This is a genomic window from Desulfoluna sp. CYM3A (assembly GCF_056829965.1).
Window position 1 is genome coordinate 1,049,119 of the sequence record NZ_CP186556.1, and the last position, 15,890, is coordinate 1,065,008.

Below are 15,890 nucleotides of genomic sequence, written 5' to 3' on the forward strand. Positions count from 1 at the left end.
GTCCATTCGGCGTGTTTCAAGGGTTGTGTTCAGGTAGTTGAGGTATTGGGTTTTGGTGAGTCTCGGGGAAAAGCCGTCGATGATGGCTTTTCCCTTTTTTGCGCCGTCCCGGAGCAGGTCGATGAGGGTCCCTGCAAGGGCCTTGGCTGGAAAGAGGACAGCCGAGGCCATGTCCGTGACCTGGAATTCCCGGGTGTGGATGTTGCCGGAAACCCCGCCGGTGAACGGGTGCAGGCAATAGGTTGAAGGTCCCCCATGTCAAAGGAACCTGCAAATTCCGCCCCGTCGATGATGCGGGAACCGCAGAAGGGCAGGGCGTTTTCCTTGAACAGGGCGTCCAGCCCGGGCACGGTGAGGAGGGGCAGGTAGCCGGGCATGCTGTGGATGGTGGAGGCGGCGCCCACGGCCATGGCCCCGGCCTGGATGGCGCGGTCCACTTTTCGGGAGGCATCCTGCATGCCGGGAATGGTGCGGCCCCTGACAAAGCTTTCCATGCACACGTCCGCCGGAACGACATTGACCGCATCTCCTCCCTTGGTGAGGATGGGGTGCACGCGAATGTGGTCTTCGTCCCGGAAGGTTTCCCGCTGGGCGTGGATGTTCATCATGGCCAGCATGGCGGCGTTGAGGGCGTTGACCCCATCGTGGGGCGCTGCACCCGCGTGGACACCCTACCATAAACGGATCTCTTTGCCGATGAACCCGTTGCCCGTGGCCCCGATGACGGCGGAGGGACCAGGGCCCAGGTCCAGGGCGTGGGTCATCATGGCGATGTCCGTGGTGTCGAAATACCCCTTGTGGATCAGCTCCTGCTTGCCACCGTACCAGGTTATTTTCCCTTCCTGTTTCAGGCGGGCACGAAAGGCCATCTCCACAAACTCTTCGGCGGGAACGGCCATGAAGTTGACGGATCCGTCCAAGAGGTCAAAGGCCCCGGCGGCCTTGAGGCCCAGGGCCACGCCGGCCATGATGGCCACCTGGATGTGGTGTCCGCAGGCGTGGACAGCCCCGGTAACCGGGTCGGCATGGGGATGCTCGGCACAGACAATGGCATCAAGCTCGCCGAGGACCGAGATCACCGGGCCGGGCCGGGAGACCTTCGGTTTGGCCAGCATCCCGGTGACAGCGATGTTCTCTTCCACCTCAAAGCCGTGGCGTTTAAAAAGGCCTGCCACCTCACGGGTGGCAACATGCTCCCGGTATCCCAGTTCCGGTTGGGCGTAAAAAGGGTTTCCCCCAGGGCGATGAGGGTCTCTTGTTAGGCGTCGGATCGGCCTGGAAGACGGCGTCTTTGAGCGGGTCACAGGGCATGTTTTTTCCCCTTTGGGCATGGGTGGGTGGTTGTGTCTGTGTCATACCACGGGGCAGGGTCAGAGGCAACGGGGCGGCCACCGCTATACGTTTATCTTCAGTCTTGCCGCGACTGAAGATAGACGCTTTGGTTTCCGGAACGTTTTGCGGAGTTTTTTTCAAAAAGCGACCCGTCGGAGGCCGTGCGGGTAGATCTACAATGGACAAGTAGCAGCAACGTATCCTGTTACCTCGAAGCTTGTGAACCAACACGCGTAAACCATCGGCGTTTGTGTCGGGCGAAGCCCGAGCCGAAGGCCCTTGCGCTTTGGCCCGAGGAACGAGAGCGGAGCGCAAGGGCTATATGCTTTCGAGGTGTTTTCGCTATAGTGGTTTCACCACCCTCGCCGCCGGAGGCAACTGACGTGTTGTTTTATGGCGATTAGTTGATTTTAAACGCCTGGCTCATCTGGGTCAACTCGGCGGTGAGGGATTCCAGCTCGGAGACACGTTCCCGCGTCCTTCGGCTGGCCGCGTCGATGCTTCCGGCGGCTGCATGGACCCCTGCGATGTCCCGGGTAATCTCCCCTGCGGCAAGGAGAGCCTGCAATCCCTTCGTTGACCTCGTCGATCCCCTGGGATGCCTGACTGATGTTTTCGGCGATCTCCCCGGTGGCGATGGACTGCTCTTCGATGGCCGTGGCAATGGAGCCCACGGTGTCGTGGATGGTCTCGATGACCCGGGTCACTCCTTCCATCTCCTGAATGGTGGAGGCCGAGGAGTCCTGAACCTCGTCGATGCGTTCCTTGATCTGCTGGGTGGCATCTGCGGTCTGGGCGGCGAGGTCCTTGATCTCATTGGCCACCACGGCAAAGCCTTTGCCCGACTCTCCGGCCCGGGCCGCCTCGATGGTGGCGTTGAGGGCCAGCAGGTTGATCTGCTGGGAGATCTCGGCGATGACGTCGGTGACCTGACCGATGTTGTCTGCGGCATTGGCCAGGTCTCCGATGCGCGCTGAGGAGGTCCTGGCCTTTTCCAAGGCGCTGTCCGAGGTGGACCGGGCCTCTTCCGACCGGCGGGCCACTTCGGTGATGGTGCTGTTGAGCTGTTCCGTGGCCGTGGCAACCGATCCGATGTTGGTGGTGGACTGCTCCATGGCGGCGGCCACGCCGGAGAGCCCGGTGCTGAGCTCTTCGGCTGCTCCGGCCACTGTGGAGGAGCGGTCGTTGGTGTCGGCTGCGTCCCGGGTGGTTGCATCGGAGATCCCCGCAAGGTCCGTGGCCGTACTCTCAAGGACACCCACCCCATTGATCACCCGGCCCACCATGGTGCGAAGAATGGCCGTACCGATGTCAGCCCCCGGATAAGCTGGCCCACCTCGTCGTTTCTGTGAATGTCGAGGGTGGTGCTGAAGTCACCCTTGGACAGGGTTTCGGCATAGGTGGCCGCCCCTGCAACGGGTTTTGCAATGGAACGGGCCAAGAGGGTTCCGGCCAGGATGACCAGGCCGGTTGCCACCGCAGCCATGAGAAGGGCGAGGCGCTTCATGGTGGAAACCGCGGCCAGAGCCTCGGATTCATCCACCTCGGCGATGATGGCCCAGGTGATGTCCCCCAGGGAGACCGGGGCCCAGGCCGAGAGCACGGGGTTTCCGTTGTAGTCGTGGATGATGTGGGTGTCCGAGTTGCCGGAAAGTGCTTGGTTTACGGCTTCGGTGTTGACGCTGCCGCTGGCCGGGTCGGCAAAGGAGGCCTTCACCGAGTGGGTCTCCGGCGCCAGCCGGGAGTCGGATCGCATCAGGCGGTCAGAGCCCACCAGGTAGGTCTCTCCGCTTTGGCCCAGGCCTTCTCTCTGCTGCATGATCGTGTTGATGCGGTGAATGGAGAGCTGAAGGGCCACCACCAGCTCCACGTTTCCCCCGTGCACCACGGGCTGGGCGATGAAGGCGGCGGGTTCTCCGTTGCTGGGGGCATAGGGATAAAAATCCTCCATGGCGAACCGGTTGGTGTCCATGGCCTTCCGGGTCAGGCGGCCCAGGCCGCTGTCCGCATAGGGGCCGGTGAGGATGTTGGTGCCGAAGTCGGCTTCATGGGTGACGGAGTAGAAGATGCTGCCTTCGGGGTGGATGAGAAAGAGGTCGTAGTAACCGTATTCCCGGGTGAATCGGGCGTAAAAGTCACCCTGGCCCTCGGTGTCTCCCGGGGTGATGGCCTCCTCCAGATCGACCTTGGTGATGCACCCCCAGGAAAGGCCGGGGATGCTTAAGGGGTCGGCCGCCACCATGACCAGCTTCCCCCTGGAGTCGGTGTAGACGCCACGCTCGCTTTCTCCTTCCATCACCATGTGGATGTACGGTGTGTCGATGGGGGCACCGATTACATACGCACCGTCCCCCATGGTGAGCATGTCGCTGCGAAAAGCTGTCTGGCCACCGCTGCGACCCACGAGGTAGGTTTCACCGGAGCTTCCCATTCCGCTTTTTTTCTGCACGATGGCGTTGACCTGGCCGTGGGGAATCTGAAGGGCCACCACCCCAGCTATGTCACCGTCTGCGTTGTGGATCGGAGCACCGATGAAGGCGGCCTGGGCCCCACCGCTGGGGGCGTATGGGGAGAAGTCGCTGACCGCGGTTTTTCCGCTTGCAACGACCCGGCGAAAAAGCTCCGAGAGCCCCTGATCCCGATGGGGGCCCGTGAGGAGGTTGGTTCCGAGATCCGGCTCCATTGCCACGGAGAACACGACGTGGCCGCTTCGGGCGTCCATGAGAAGGAGGTCACTGTACCCTCTCGTACGTGCAAACTCGGTGAGGGGACCGGATACGCGGTTTCGGATGGCCTGGTAGGCAGGCGTCTCCGCGGGAAAGGATCCGTCTACCTCCACACCCTGGTTGAGGCCATAGGATAAAAAGCCGAAAAGGGCCCGATTCACGTCACTGCCGCCGGACAAGACGGTGATGTCCTGGCGGACGCCATTGAAAAACGATTCGACCCAGGAGCGCTTTAACTCCTGGATGCTGTCGAGCTTGTCAAAGGCTGCCTGGTAATTGGCATCCACCACCTCCAGGAGGGTTTGCATGTGATTCTGCTTTTCCGTCCAGTAGGCCTCCACCTGCTTTTTTTTCACGGACCGCAGGCTGGTGAGCTGATCAAAGGCCTGGCGGGAGAGGGCGGTATCAGCTCTATCTGCAAGCAGAAACGTCACGAGCAGAAGGGGGATGACGCCCACCAACAGGAAGACGGAAACGAGTTTGGGGCCAAGCTTGATGTTTTTCAGCATGAATGCCTTTCTCCTTTACATGATATGCCGAAGCACTTTCTTGCGAGTTGTTCTAGTTTCTGTCGAAGCTTGCATTGGGCTACGGCACGTTTTTTTGGAAAAAACAACAGATCTGTCAACCGATAATCCGCTTATTTAAAGGTGTTTTTAACGCAAGGGCACAGGGCGCTTCAAGACATTGGGGTGTATATCGGCGAGGCATGTGGATTGCTGAATATGAAATTGAAACGGGCGGTAGATTTTTGTGCGGGTGTAAGGAAAGCTAGTAAGCTGTGTTGTGGTTTTAGCGTGATATTCAGTTTAAATGAAATCGCGGGGGCGCGATGATTTCGTTCGCGTGGCCGCTGAGCGTCCGAGATACGCTTTTTGAGCTGACTTTGACCATCGAAGGCAGGGGCGCCGGTCGGGGCCGTGGGGCGGGGATGGGAAGGGGCTTGGCAGCGGGCGACGCCGTCGTCCAACCAGAACAGGTCGCGGCGGGTTATTGCCGCGCCTGTCATCATCATCTGATGCGGGAAAAAGAGGTGGTCCGGGCGTGTGTCGCGGGATCAGGTCGACGCGGTGTGTGATGCCTTGACCGGGGGCGCTGTGCCGATGCGGTAGATGGCAAAGAGCATGGCCGAGGCGCTCACCCACTGGACGGGGGAGAGGACGTTGCCGTTGAAGACGTAGTCGAAAAGGATGCTGGAGATGGGAAAGAGCAGCTCGCAGATGGTAGCCACACCGGCGGTGATGTGCCGCAGGCCGTAGTAGTAGAGCAAAATGGCCCCGCTTCCCGTGGTCAGGCCGATGATGCAGAAGAAGATCCAGTTGGTCTGGGTGGTGACGGCAAGCTGGGACAGGGCCCCCGTTGACAGGACCATCACCAGCATGATGAGGGTGGTCAGGCCGTAGCGGAAAAACAGGGCGGTCTGAAAGGGGAGGAGTCCTAAGATCCGCTTGCCGAAGACCGTGGCGCTGCCGAAGGAGAAGGCTGCCAAAAGCGCAAAGAGGGATGCGGGAAGCATCTTGCCGTTGTGGGCCAGGCTGGGAACGTGGAACTCAAAGGTGAGAAAGTACCCGCCGATGATGGCTACGACGCTCCAGAGAAGAAAGTGCCTGCTGAAGCGTTCCTTCAGCACGAGCCGGGCCAGGAGAATGGCAAAGATCGGTTGGAGTTTTTGGAGCAGGGCCACCACGGTGAGGTGCTTGAATTCCACCAGGAACAGGGCCTTGACAATGGCCAGGGTCCCGATGGCACCACCGAAAAGGGAGACGAGAAAGAGAAAGGTCAGGTCGCTGGGGCGCATTTTGCGCAGCCAGGTATACTCCCGGAAGAGGATGGGCTGCATCACGGCAAAGGGAAGGGCGTGGAGCATAAAGACCACGTAGGCCACGTCCAGGTTGTACATGCGGGGTGTGAGCACCACCGCGTCAAATCCCCACATCATGGCTGCCATGGCCACGAAGTAGGCACCGATTTTTTGGCTGACTGCCGACATTATGTCTCTCTTTCGTCTCTGTAAAAAAAGCGTGTCGCTGCCTGACTGGCTCGTCGAAGGCAAAAAGGATCATGTGTTCGCCGTGGTTGGGTCAGGGTTTGCGGGTCAGGGCCAGCAGGGCCATGGCCACCTGTTCCCGCCAGAGACCGGGGGAGAGGTCCCAGCGGTCCATGGCTTCGGGGTCCGGGTCCCCCTGCATGGCGGATTTCAAGCGTCGGAGATCGCTGTGGTCGTATAGCCAGGATGCGTAAGAGCTGTCCGCCAGGAAGGTGGAAGGGGTGGCGTCCGGGTGTTCGCGCATCAGGTCGAGGAGGTGGTCGTGGTCGCGTGCGTACATAATACCTCTATAGTTTGGGGCTGAAGGCTAAAGGTCAAGGGTAAACAGGGCTAAAGGGCCAAAGGCTAAGGGCTAAAGGCTAAAGGCTAAAGGTTGGGGGGATCAGGGCGACTCGGGGACAATGGTCACGGTGGCCACGTACTCCTGCACCGCGGTGACGGTGAGGTGGAAGATGCGGGCTCCGTTCAAGGTGACAAAGGGATTGTCCGGGCAGTCGCAGAGGCTGGCGAACTCGGGGCCTACGGCCTGGGTGGGCTCTCCTTTGCCTGCTTTTTTGATGGCGGCCAGGTAGGTGTCGAACCGTTGCTTCAGGGTCTCGAAGTAGTCCACGTCCGCCCCGGTGGTGAGGTGCAGGGTCTCGCTGAGGGTCTTGGAGAACTCGCGGATGATGAGCCAGAACCGCTCGGCCAGGGCATCCTTCTCTTTTTTGCCGTCCATGTAGACGCTGACGGCCCACCCCGCGCTGATGATTTTCAGGAGCTGCAGTTCATACTCCACGGTTACCTTTTTGATGGTGTCGTCTTCGGGCAGGGTGGCCAGGAGCTGCTTGAGGTCCTCCCGCTCCACGGCAAAGGCCGCCAGGTTTTCGCTCATGGTTTGAAGGGTTTCGTCCCGTTTTTCTGCTGTGGACATGGGGCTCCTTTATTCGGCGTCGGCAAGGACCACGGCCCGGATGGGCGCGGGGTAGCCTTCCACGGTTTTGGTGGGGTCCTCGGGATCGAGGAACATTTCCAGCGATTCGGTGGTTACCCAGTCGGTCTTGCGCTGCTCGGCAAGGGTGGTGGGGGAGACGTCGACGCAGCGGATGTTGGTGAACCCGGCACGTTTCAGCCAGTTGGCCAGACACGGGACCGTGGGGATGAAAAAGACGTTGCGCATCTTTGCGTAGCGATCCTCGGGGAAGAGGGCGGTCTCTGAGTCGCCCTCGATGATCAGGGTCTCCATGACCAGCTCGCCGCCGGGGCGCAGGCAGCTGCGGATCTCCCGCAGGGTATCCACCGGGGATTTGCGGTGGTAGATGACCCCCATGCAGAAGATGGTGTCGAAGTAGCGGCCCATGGGGGGCAGCTCTTCCATCTTTGCGGGGATGAAATAGAGGTCCGGGATCTGGAGGTATTTCTGGAGGGCCAGGTACTGGAAGTAGAAGAGGATCTGGGGGTCGATGCCCAGGACCATCTCGGGCTGGCCTGCGGCCATGCGGAACATGTAGTACCCGGAGCTGGCTCCGATGTCCAGCACGCGCCGCCCTTCAAGGGGGGCGATGTGATCCGCCAGCCGGTCCCATTTGACGTCTGAGTTCCATTCGGTGTCGATGTCGATGCCGAAGAGGCCGTAGGGACCCTTGCGCCAGGGCCTTAAGTCCCGGAGCCCGGTAAGCAGGGCGTCCATCTCCTCCGGGGCGTGGTCGTCCCTGGGGATCACGCTGACCCGTCTGCCCGTGATGTCGATGCCTTCTCCGAACATGTCGGGCAGGGATTCCACAATGGCGCGGAATTTCTTCTCATTGCCGAAGTCTCGGCCCACCAGGGCCATTTTTTCTTCGATGAGGGCGGAAAGGCCCTCCCGGGCCGGTTCCAGGCCCAGTCGTGTCAGGTCGTGCAGCAACGCGTCCATCTTTACGTCTCTTTCTCGTCTTTCATACAGATAAAGCTGGTGAAGTGGAACCACTTCTGCCAGATGTCCACCTTGGTGAATCCTGCGGCGTTGAACCGCGCCGTATGGGTCTCCACGGTTTCGGGGATCAGGACATTCTCCAGGGCATCCCGCTTCTGGCTGATCTCCAGGTTGGAGTAGCCGTTCTCCCCTTTGAACCGGTAGTAGAACTCCTGTTGCAGGTCCGTGAGCACCTGCTCTTCATGGATCACCTTTTCGGTGATGAGCAGAATCCCGCCGGGGGTCAGGGCGTCGTAGATCCGTGCGATGAGGGCGTCCCGCTCGGTAACAGGAAGGAACTGCAGGGTGAGATTCAGCACCACCACCGAAGCGGGCTCCAGATCCAGGTCCTGGATGTTGGCCCGGATGAGCTCGATCTGGTCCCCAGCCGGATGGTTGTCCAGGCGTTCCTGATAGATCTCCAGCATGGGGGAGGAGTTATCCACGGCCACCATGCGCAGGGGGCGCTTGCCCATCTCGTGGAGCAGGCGCATGCCGAAGTTGCCGTTGGAGCAACCCAGGTCGATGATCGACGTGTTCTCCTTATAGAACCGGGCGGCGAGCTGGGCCTGTCGTTTCACCGTCTCCCGGTAAAGGGGCACCGACCGGTGGATCATGTCGTTGAAGACCCCGGCCACGTTTTCGTTGAACTCGAAGGGTGGCACGGAGGGCAGCTTTTTGGAGTAAATCGTGTCCTGACTCATATGCTCTGACTCATGGTCTCGTGATGTCCTTGGTGCACCGGATTTCCGGAAAACGAAATAAATAGAGCGGAAACCGGCCTGCAGGATACGGGGAGGATCCATCATTAATAGTTGAAAAAAAAGGAAAACCGATTCATGATGGAAAACCGCAACAGACCTTTATTACCAATCGCAAGGCGGGTGTCAAGGAGGATTTGGGCCGCACTTACCATTTGAAATCGGGGGAGACCATGCATATCTGGCATCAGGCAGTGACTCTTGAGGAGGTAAAACCCGTTGTGGAGGTGGCCATGCTCCGCCACCTTGGAATTGAGCTGGTGGCCATGGGCGATGACTGGCTCAAGGGCCGCATGCCCGTGGATGATCGGACACGTCAGCCCGCCGGGCTCCTCCACGGGGGCGCCACTTGTGTGCTGGGCGAATCCCTTGCCAGTATTGCCTCTGCCCTGTGCGTCGACTTAAACACCCACGGGGTGGTGGGCACCGAAATCAGCGCCAGCCATATCCGCAGCGCCAAAGATGGCTGGGTGTACGGCACCTGCAAGCCCTTTCATTTGGGGCGCCGCAACCACGTCTGGGACGTGCGTGTCACCGACGGCGAGGATACCCTGATCTCGGCCATTCGCATGACTGCGGCTATCCTTGCGTATTGACAGACCCAGGTCCAAGGCTATGTTCCCTTAGCCCTTAGCCCTTAGCCCTTAGCCCTTAGCCTTTATTAACCCCTTCCCCTGTTTCTATGGAGCCCCCATGGTACGAATGAAACGCGTGACATTGAAAATCAGCGGCGTGGTTCAGGGCGTGGCCTTTCGCTACCACGCCGTGGCCGAGGCCAGACGCTTGGGCGTTACCGGCTGGGTCCGAAATGTTTCTGACGGTACGGTGATGGCACTGGCCGAAGGCGAAGCCGCCGCAGTGGATACTTTCATGGGCTGGTGTCGCATCGGGCCACCCATGGCAAAAGTCGATGGGGTGAAGGTGACCACCTCGTCCTTTGGGGGGGAGTTTGAGGGGTTTGAGGTGATTGGGTAAGAGATAGTGAGTGGTGAGTGGTGAGTGGTGAATAGTGAGTGGGCCGAGGCTTTGTGACAATGCCTGTCTATGCATTCGGGTTATCCGACGAAGTGGGACAAAAGCTGTTACTCACGGGCGAAGCCCGTCAGCAAATGTGAAGGGGCGAAGCCCCTGAGCATTTGCGAGCCTGGGGTCCAGGGGATTTATCCCCTGGCCGCCGGAGGCAGGCTTTTAAAACAAAAACCGGGTGCTCCCTGTGGGAGGCCCGGTTTTCTGCGTTCTGCGATGGAACGTGTTGTGAGGCGCCGGATTGTGGGGGATGGCGCCGTGTGATTTTTTTACCTGTGGGGAGGCTCGGGTTCCGCCGGGAGGGCGAGTGCCCTTTCGGGCACTCGCCGGGGAGGAGGAACCTGTGGGCCGCAGCCCCTGGTTTACTGGATGGAGATCTGTTTTCCGGCGGGCTGAACCGCCTTGGGGATGGTGATGTGCAGCACCCCGTTTTTAAATTCTGCCTCAATGGTCTCCGGGTCGGTTTTGGGGGAGAGGCGGAACGCGCGCTCAAAGCTTCCGTAGAATCGTTCCCGGCGGTAGACGGTTTTGTCGTCGCTTTCCTCTTCGGTCTTGCGCTCACCTTTCAGGGTCAGGACGCCGTCTTCCACGTTGATGGTGATGTCCTTTTTCTCGATGCCCGGAAGGTCGGCCTTGATGACCACGGTTCCGTCCTCTTCAAAGATGTCCACCTCGGGGCTCCAGTTTTTGGCCGTGTTGGAGAGAAGGCGCCCGGAGTCGTTAAAAAAATCGTCGAACATACGGTTGAGGCGGCTGTTGACGGAAGGTGCGGTGGCAAAGGGGTTGAATCTGACAAGTTCCATGATGTGTCCTCCATTGTTGTGTGTTGTACGTGTCATGCTTTTTTGTTGCTTGGTGTTTCTTTCGTTTGAAACAAAAATAGTCATGATCTGATTTGTGTCAACAAAAGAATATGATATTTTTTTGTCATTACCAAAAACGTAATTAGATTAAAGGTAATGAGAATGACGAATGCCGTGATCTTTGGTATAGAAAGAAGAGGAGGTCATATGAATAAAAAGAACGATCCATTGAACAGGATGGCACATCCCGGCGGGGCGTCCCTGCGGGACCTCATGGGCAAACAGTCCGTGCGGGCCACCTTCCGCATCTCGTCACGGGCCATCGAGTCCATGGCTGTGGTGGCAGAACACTTCGGCATCAAGCAGAAATCCCTCTTCGATCACCTTGTGGAAGACGCAGAGGCCCTGAACGCCATTGCCGACAGCTTGTCCGCCGACGCCATGAAAGAGGTGCCCCGGGTACAGAAAACCTTTGTGATCAGCCGCAGGACCCTGGATGCCCTGGAGATGGCCTCACGCCGGTTCGGCGCTCCACGGGATGCCCTGGTGGAGTTTTCCATCCAGCGGCTTGGCGAGCTCATCGAAGGCGAGCGTCAGCGCCATGCCGTGCGAAAGGCCCTTTTAAAACGGGTGGAGGAGAGAAAGGCCCTGTTCCACGGCTCCCTGTCGGAGTCGGTTCAGGCACTGGGCGAGGCCGATCCCTTTGTGGAGCGTCTGGCCAACATCTGCGGGCACCTGGAACACGCCGTGGATGATTTGAAGGCCCTGGTTAAACGGGGGGAGGGCTTGGAAGGATTATGATGGAACCTCACGCCTTCAAGGGCCTGGGCCCGGTGAACCCTTTTTCGTTAACCTATGACGCCTTTCGTCACGCCATGGTTGAGCGCCTGGGGCTGGACCGGTACGCCTCGGCCGAACTTTACACCATGGCCGTCCGGTCGGGTGCCGTGGATACCTCGGCCCTGACGCGTCTCCCTCGGCGGGAAGGCCTGGCAGAAGCCGTGCATGGTGCCCTGGTCTTCCCCGCCCCTGAACTGGTGACCGTTAAAGAGGCAGACGGCGTGGTGAAGTTCACCATCCGTCTCCACGACGGCCACGAGGTGGAGTCCGTGGTGCTCCCCATGCTGAACCATTACACCCTGTGCGTCTCGTCCCAGGTGGGGTGCAAGCGGGGCTGTCTTTTCTGCACCACGGCCAAGATGGGGTTCGTGCGGGACCTGACGCCCACGGAGATTTTGGACCAGCTTTATGTTGCCCGCCATGTGCTCTCCTATTCCATTCAAAATATCGTCTTCATGGGCATGGGAGAGCCCCTGGACAACCTGGATGCCGTGGCCGAAGCCATCGGCGTCATGAGCGATCAGCGGGGCTTTGACATCCCCTTAAAACGCATCACCGTCTCCACCGTGGGCAGCGCCGAAGGCATCGAAAAGCTGGCAGGCTCACCTGTTTCATCGGTGAACCTGGCCGTGTCCGTGAACGGGGCAACCGACGAGATTCGCTCCCGCCTCATGCCCGTAAATCGGAAAACCCCTTTAAAAACCCTGGTGGAGACCCTTGCCAGGTATCCCTTTGCCCGAAAAGGGGCGCTTTTTGCCGAGTACATCGTCATCGAAGGGGTCAACGACAGCGAAGAAGACGCCAAGGCCCGGGGTAAGTGCTCCTTGCCCCCCTTGCCGTGCGCTACAATCTGATCGGGTTCAACGCAGGCCCCGGAGCCCCCTTTCCCTCCACCTGCCAGGAGGCCGTGGAACGCTTCCGTGACCTTCTCGTGCACGAAGGCGCCTACGTGCGCATCCGCGCCTCAAAAGGCCGTGATCTTGTGGCGGGGTGCGGGCAGCTGGGGAAAAAAGCCGGGCCTTCCATAGGTTAAGATCGAGAGCAAAAGCAAGCCTCCGGCGGCCAGGTGGGGGCACCTGGAAACCCTATGGCGAATGCATGGTGGTAGCCATTCTGCCCGCGTTATCGGGGCATTCGCATGGGGGGTGACATGTGGCAGCCGTTTTTGCAGGAGAGGCTTATTTCATTTTTTTGGAAACACGATGAAAGGGGCTTGCTTAGCCCGGATATTTTTATTGAAAAGGAACTCTGGTTACCCTATGACTGAACGCCGCTGTGTTTCCCACGAAGAATGAGGGGACAACACAGCGAGAACCCGTTTTCAAGGTTAGACCATATAAAAGGCAGACACTATGAAACGAATCGGAGCCCATGTGAGTGCGGCGGGGGGCGTGGAGAACGCCCCGTTGAATGCGGTGGCCATCGGGGCCACGGCCTTTGCCGTTTTTACCAAGAACCAGCGGCAGTGGAAGGCCAAGCCCCTTACGGAAAAAAGCATTGCCGCCTTCAAGGCCAATTGCGAGGCCAACGGGTACCTGCCGGAACATATCCTGCCCCATGACAGCTACCTCATCAACCTGGGGCACCCCGAGGCCGAGGCCCTGGCCAAGTCCCGGGACGCCTTTGTGGATGAGATGGCCCGGGTCCATCAGCTGGGCCTGGACCGCCTCAATTTTCATCCCGGTAGCCATCTGAAGAAGATGGACGAGGCGGACTGCCTTGCGCGCATTGCAGAATCCATCAACCTGGCCCACAAAGAGGTGCCCGGGGTGTGCGCGGTCATTGAGAACACGGCAGGCCAGGGCACCAACCTGGGGTATCGCTTTGAGCACCTGCGGGACATCATCGACAAGGTGGAGGACAAATCCCGTGTGGGCGTGTGTCTGGACACCTGCCACGCCTTCACCTCCGGGTACGACCTCCGGACGGTCGAGGCGTGTGACGACACCTTTGCCCTTTTTGAGGAGGTTGTGGGCTTTTCGCATCTCATGGGCATGCACCTGAACGACTCCAAGCCCGAGCTTGGCAAGAGGGTGGATCGCCATGCGTCCCTGGGCAAGGGCATGCTGGGCCTTGAGGTGTTTCGCTACATCATGAACGACCACCGGTTCGAGGAGATCCCCATGGTTCTGGAGACCCCGGACAGCGATATATGGAGCGATGAATTATTACTTCTCCGCTCTTTCTTATAGAAAATATTTCATAAAATTAAATCTCTCACTCGGGATGCAACGGACCCTCTCCACGGAAATGTGGAGGGGGTTTTTTGTTGCCTGAACAGGGTGACATGCTCCAAGTGTTCACTGGTGGATCGCAATGGGACAGGACAATGGAAAGCCTTGAAGGACAGGGGGTTGTGGCGGCTTTTGTTGGGTAGTTATACGGTTGACGAAAGGGGGAATGCTATCTCGTCTCTTTGAAGTGTTTCTTTATACTGACCATTTTTACGTCGATTTTTTTTACCGGAAGTTAAAAAAGTCTGTACAGCCATGACGTGTTTTAGTAATATCTCGTTTTTGGTTAGGGTTGTTTGAATGAAAGTAGAAGGAAAGAGGTTGGAAATGGTGACAACAAAATTGTGTTCAAAGTGTGGTGAGGAGAAGCCGATTACAGAGTATTATCGGCAGAAAGGTGGGAAAGACGGACTCCGTGCGGCATGCAAGAAATGCTTCATCAAGGCCAATACTGAGTACAGGGCCAGGAGCAGCGATAAGCTCCGGATGGGATCGAAAGAGTATTTTCGAAACCTGAAAAAAATCAAGGCCAGCTACGAATATGAGACAGTGAATTAATATTCTGGTCAGTTGAAGGCATGAAAAACGTCGCATCCCATGGGATCTCCAATCCTTGTGTGGGTCCCGTGGGAATGCTAATAAACTTTTGGCTAAGAAATTTTTTGATCAAATTTGTTTCTTGTGTCTTACTTTATATAGATAAATATGTCATGACGTTGTGTGCTGACTCTCCGACCTTTGCGAGTTCGGGGCGGCACCGGGCCCATGGTCTGCGTCTCTGCCCTCGTCCCACCATTGCCTGTTGGCCGATTGGGTCATCCTCCCTTGCCCTTAGCGGCGATCCCCTTCCGTATTATCCATTTTAAACAATAACGAACCCATCAGGTACAATCAGGTCATACCCCTGCATCTGTTTTTTCGCGTTTTGGCTTTGGTGTGGGCACAGGGCCGCTGGGCGAGGTGAAGGATGCCTGGGGGGCAGGGTTGTAAGTGGAACAGGCAGGGCGCCCGGCAGGCCATGGGGATGGCTGCCGGGCGTAAGGCGGGTGGCGCTTGGCGCTCACAAGGGTCAGTAAACGTCCCGGGTGCCCCCGTAGGTGAGGAGTTCCGGGGGTCTTCCGGCCGTGGCCTTGACCTTTTTCTCCTTGAGGCTCCGGATGGTGTAGTGGGTGCGGATCATTTTCCGGAAGTTGGCCGGGTCAATGGATTTTTCCAGAATCGCTTCGTAGATGCACCGCAGCTCAGTCCAGGTGAACCGTTCGTCCAGAAGGGCAAAGGCGATGGGAGTGTAAGAGATCTTGCCCTTGAGGCGCTCGTGAAAATCGGAGAGGACCTGCCGGTGAAACGGGGACAGGTGGGGCGCGCTTTGGGCGATGACCTCTCCCAGGGGAAACCAGTCGCCGTGTCGGGAGGCCACGGCCTTTTCCGGCACCAGGGCAAAATAGCTGGTGACCAGGTGACGGGATTCGTCGTAGGTCTTGAGCTGTTCCATCCATGTTTGGCTCAGGCCGGTCATGGTGGAGAGGATGCGCGTGGCGCACACCTCCAAATCCCCGCCTTCCGACGGGGTAAAGGGGAGAAAGGGGAGGGCCCGGAGGTCAGGGCGCCCCGGCTTGGGGGGCAGGAGGACCTGAATCTCCCCGTCGGCAAAGGCGGCAATGACCATCTCCACGGAGACCGTGGGCAGGGGGCAGGTGGTCTTGGCGCTGTAGACACTCGGCTCGCTTCCGGCTTTGGTGGCGTGCCATTCGCCCCCTTCGGGAAGGGGGACAAGGTCCTCTTCGTGGGAGAGGCTGTCCACCATGCGGGCAAAGGGGGTGGTGAAGTATTTGCCGTAGACGTCGGAATCGTCGATGTGCAGCTGGATTCCGTTTCGTCGGCAGTATTCGGCCTTGGACCGGTTCCAGATGCGGTTGTCCATGTAGGGGTTGCCGTCGATGTAGGTCACCTCAGTGCCCCCCTGCTTGTGGTGGGTGGTCACGGAAAAGAGGTGGGTCCAGGCGAGCCCCAGCTGATCCTTCAGGTAGTGCTCCAGGGACCGGGTGTGCTCGGTTCCCGTGATGATATGGACTTCATGCCCGTGGGCCACCAGCTCCCGGCTCAGCCTGGAGAAAAAATCGGGGAAGGTGTCGGCCACCCCGTGGACATCGATGCCCAGCCTGATGATATCGTCCTTATGGTTCATGCG

General features: G+C 58.8%; 17 protein-coding genes and 1 pseudogene. 7 read left to right on the top strand and 11 right to left on the bottom strand.

Going from position 1 to position 15,890, the window contains the following annotated elements; all coding sequences use genetic code 11:
- Positions 1–29: 29 nt before the first annotated feature.
- From ACOYW1_RS05585 to cmoA, 9 genes and pseudogenes are all read right to left on the bottom strand, one after another.
- Positions 30–656, bottom strand: a pseudogene (locus ACOYW1_RS05585) (hypothetical protein); the annotation flags it as partial.
- Positions 657–671: 15 nt separating this feature from the next.
- Positions 672–1,175, bottom strand: coding sequence for a zinc-binding metallopeptidase family protein (locus ACOYW1_RS05590; RefSeq protein WP_482421994.1), 504 nt, complete (start codon positions 1,173–1,175; stop codon positions 672–674).
- 567 nt (positions 1,176–1,742) lie between these two features.
- The gene (locus tag ACOYW1_RS05595) at positions 1,743–2,606 is read right to left on the bottom strand and encodes a methyl-accepting chemotaxis protein (RefSeq protein ID WP_482421995.1); all 864 of its coding nucleotides are present in this window, start codon (positions 2,604–2,606) and stop codon (positions 1,743–1,745) included.
- Complete coding sequence (locus ACOYW1_RS05600) at positions 2,603–4,567, bottom strand: cache domain-containing protein (protein WP_482421996.1); 1,965 nt, start codon at positions 4,565–4,567, stop codon at positions 2,603–2,605. The genes ACOYW1_RS05595 and ACOYW1_RS05600 overlap by 4 nt, the downstream gene beginning before the upstream one ends.
- Before the next feature lie 548 nt (positions 4,568–5,115).
- Entirely contained in the window at positions 5,116–6,048 is a 933-nt protein-coding gene (locus tag ACOYW1_RS05605) for a DMT family transporter (protein ID WP_482421997.1), read from the bottom strand.
- 91 nt (positions 6,049–6,139) lie between these two features.
- Positions 6,140–6,385 carry a hypothetical protein gene (locus tag ACOYW1_RS05610; protein ID WP_482421998.1) on the bottom strand — a complete coding sequence of 82 codons (246 nt, stop codon included), beginning with the start codon at positions 6,383–6,385 and terminating at the stop codon, positions 6,140–6,142.
- 102 nt (positions 6,386–6,487) lie between these two features.
- Positions 6,488–7,018 carry a hypothetical protein gene (locus tag ACOYW1_RS05615; RefSeq protein WP_482421999.1) on the bottom strand — a complete coding sequence of 177 codons (531 nt, stop codon included), beginning with the start codon at positions 7,016–7,018 and terminating at the stop codon, positions 6,488–6,490.
- 9 nt (positions 7,019–7,027) lie between these two features.
- Complete coding sequence (cmoB, locus tag ACOYW1_RS05620; protein ID WP_482422000.1) at positions 7,028–7,999, bottom strand: tRNA 5-methoxyuridine(34)/uridine 5-oxyacetic acid(34) synthase CmoB; 972 nt, start codon at positions 7,997–7,999, stop codon at positions 7,028–7,030.
- 2 nt (positions 8,000–8,001) lie between these two features.
- Positions 8,002–8,742: a carboxy-S-adenosyl-L-methionine synthase CmoA gene (gene cmoA / locus ACOYW1_RS05625; protein WP_482422001.1), complete on the bottom strand. Its 741-nt coding sequence runs from the start codon at positions 8,740–8,742 to the stop codon at positions 8,002–8,004.
- Between the two features lie 230 nt (positions 8,743–8,972).
- Between cmoA and ACOYW1_RS05630 the strand changes: the two genes are divergently transcribed.
- Both ACOYW1_RS05630 and ACOYW1_RS05635 read left to right on the top strand, forming a co-directional pair.
- Positions 8,973–9,395, top strand: a complete 423-nt coding sequence (locus ACOYW1_RS05630; RefSeq protein WP_482422002.1) for a hotdog fold thioesterase — start codon at positions 8,973–8,975, stop codon at positions 9,393–9,395.
- A 97-nt stretch (positions 9,396–9,492) separates the two neighbouring features.
- Positions 9,493–9,774 (top strand): acylphosphatase, encoded by a 282-nt coding sequence (locus ACOYW1_RS05635; protein WP_482417145.1) that lies wholly within the window; start codon positions 9,493–9,495, stop codon positions 9,772–9,774.
- 413 nt (positions 9,775–10,187) lie between these two features.
- Here the strand turns inward: ACOYW1_RS05635 and ACOYW1_RS05640 are convergent, their stop codons facing one another.
- Positions 10,188–10,628: an Hsp20/alpha crystallin family protein gene (locus ACOYW1_RS05640; protein ID WP_482422003.1), complete on the bottom strand. Its 441-nt coding sequence runs from the start codon at positions 10,626–10,628 to the stop codon at positions 10,188–10,190.
- A gap of 207 nt (positions 10,629–10,835) precedes the next feature.
- Here ACOYW1_RS05640 and ACOYW1_RS05645 point away from each other — a divergent pair, with 207 nt between their 5' ends.
- From ACOYW1_RS05645 to ACOYW1_RS05665, 5 genes are all read left to right on the top strand, one after another.
- The gene (locus ACOYW1_RS05645; RefSeq protein WP_482417143.1) at positions 10,836–11,429 is read left to right on the top strand and encodes a hypothetical protein; all 594 of its coding nucleotides are present in this window, start codon (positions 10,836–10,838) and stop codon (positions 11,427–11,429) included.
- Positions 11,426–12,322, top strand: a complete 897-nt coding sequence (locus tag ACOYW1_RS05650) for a radical SAM protein (protein ID WP_482422004.1) — start codon at positions 11,426–11,428, stop codon at positions 12,320–12,322. The genes ACOYW1_RS05645 and ACOYW1_RS05650 overlap by 4 nt, the downstream gene beginning before the upstream one ends.
- Complete coding sequence (locus ACOYW1_RS05655; RefSeq protein ID WP_482422005.1) at positions 12,286–12,501, top strand: hypothetical protein; 216 nt, start codon at positions 12,286–12,288, stop codon at positions 12,499–12,501. Before ACOYW1_RS05650 ends, ACOYW1_RS05655 begins: the two co-directional genes overlap by 37 nt.
- A gap of 319 nt (positions 12,502–12,820) precedes the next feature.
- Positions 12,821–13,660: a deoxyribonuclease IV gene (gene nfo, locus ACOYW1_RS05660; protein ID WP_482422006.1), complete on the top strand. Its 840-nt coding sequence runs from the start codon at positions 12,821–12,823 to the stop codon at positions 13,658–13,660.
- 342 nt (positions 13,661–14,002) lie between these two features.
- Complete coding sequence (locus tag ACOYW1_RS05665) at positions 14,003–14,260, top strand: hypothetical protein (RefSeq protein ID WP_180145791.1); 258 nt, start codon at positions 14,003–14,005, stop codon at positions 14,258–14,260.
- Between the two features lie 511 nt (positions 14,261–14,771).
- Here ACOYW1_RS05665 and ACOYW1_RS05670 read toward each other — a convergent pair.
- Positions 14,772–15,887 (bottom strand): NUDIX hydrolase, encoded by a 1,116-nt coding sequence (locus tag ACOYW1_RS05670; RefSeq protein WP_482422007.1) that lies wholly within the window; start codon positions 15,885–15,887, stop codon positions 14,772–14,774.
- Positions 15,888–15,890 lie beyond the last annotated feature (3 nt).

Bases quoted from the DNA above. Each gene is read 5' to 3' on its own strand.
- ACOYW1_RS05670 (WP_482422007.1), bottom strand. From the start codon at position 15,887: ATGAACCATAAGGACGATATCATCAGGCTGGGCATCGATGTCCACGGG.
- ACOYW1_RS05630 (WP_482422002.1), top strand. From the start codon at position 8,973: ATGCATATCTGGCATCAGGCAGTGACTCTTGAGGAGGTAAAACCCGTT.
- ACOYW1_RS05610 (WP_482421998.1), bottom strand. From the start codon at position 6,385: ATGTACGCACGCGACCACGACCACCTCCTCGACCTGATGCGCGAACAC.
- cmoA (WP_482422001.1), bottom strand. From the start codon at position 8,742: ATGAGTCAGGACACGATTTACTCCAAAAAGCTGCCCTCCGTGCCACCC.
- ACOYW1_RS05600 (WP_482421996.1), bottom strand. From the start codon at position 4,567: ATGCTGAAAAACATCAAGCTTGGCCCCAAACTCGTTTCCGTCTTCCTG.
- ACOYW1_RS05640 (WP_482422003.1), bottom strand. From the start codon at position 10,628: ATGGAACTTGTCAGATTCAACCCCTTTGCCACCGCACCTTCCGTCAAC.
- ACOYW1_RS05635 (WP_482417145.1), top strand. From the start codon at position 9,493: ATGGTACGAATGAAACGCGTGACATTGAAAATCAGCGGCGTGGTTCAG.
- ACOYW1_RS05665 (WP_180145791.1), top strand. From the start codon at position 14,003: ATGAAAGTAGAAGGAAAGAGGTTGGAAATGGTGACAACAAAATTGTGT.
- cmoB (WP_482422000.1), bottom strand. From the start codon at position 7,999: ATGGACGCGTTGCTGCACGACCTGACACGACTGGGCCTGGAACCGGCC.
- ACOYW1_RS05605 (WP_482421997.1), bottom strand. From the start codon at position 6,048: ATGTCGGCAGTCAGCCAAAAAATCGGTGCCTACTTCGTGGCCATGGCA.
- ACOYW1_RS05645 (WP_482417143.1), top strand. From the start codon at position 10,836: ATGAATAAAAAGAACGATCCATTGAACAGGATGGCACATCCCGGCGGG.
- ACOYW1_RS05650 (WP_482422004.1), top strand. From the start codon at position 11,426: ATGATGGAACCTCACGCCTTCAAGGGCCTGGGCCCGGTGAACCCTTTT.
- nfo (WP_482422006.1), top strand. From the start codon at position 12,821: ATGAAACGAATCGGAGCCCATGTGAGTGCGGCGGGGGGCGTGGAGAAC.
- ACOYW1_RS05615 (WP_482421999.1), bottom strand. From the start codon at position 7,018: ATGTCCACAGCAGAAAAACGGGACGAAACCCTTCAAACCATGAGCGAA.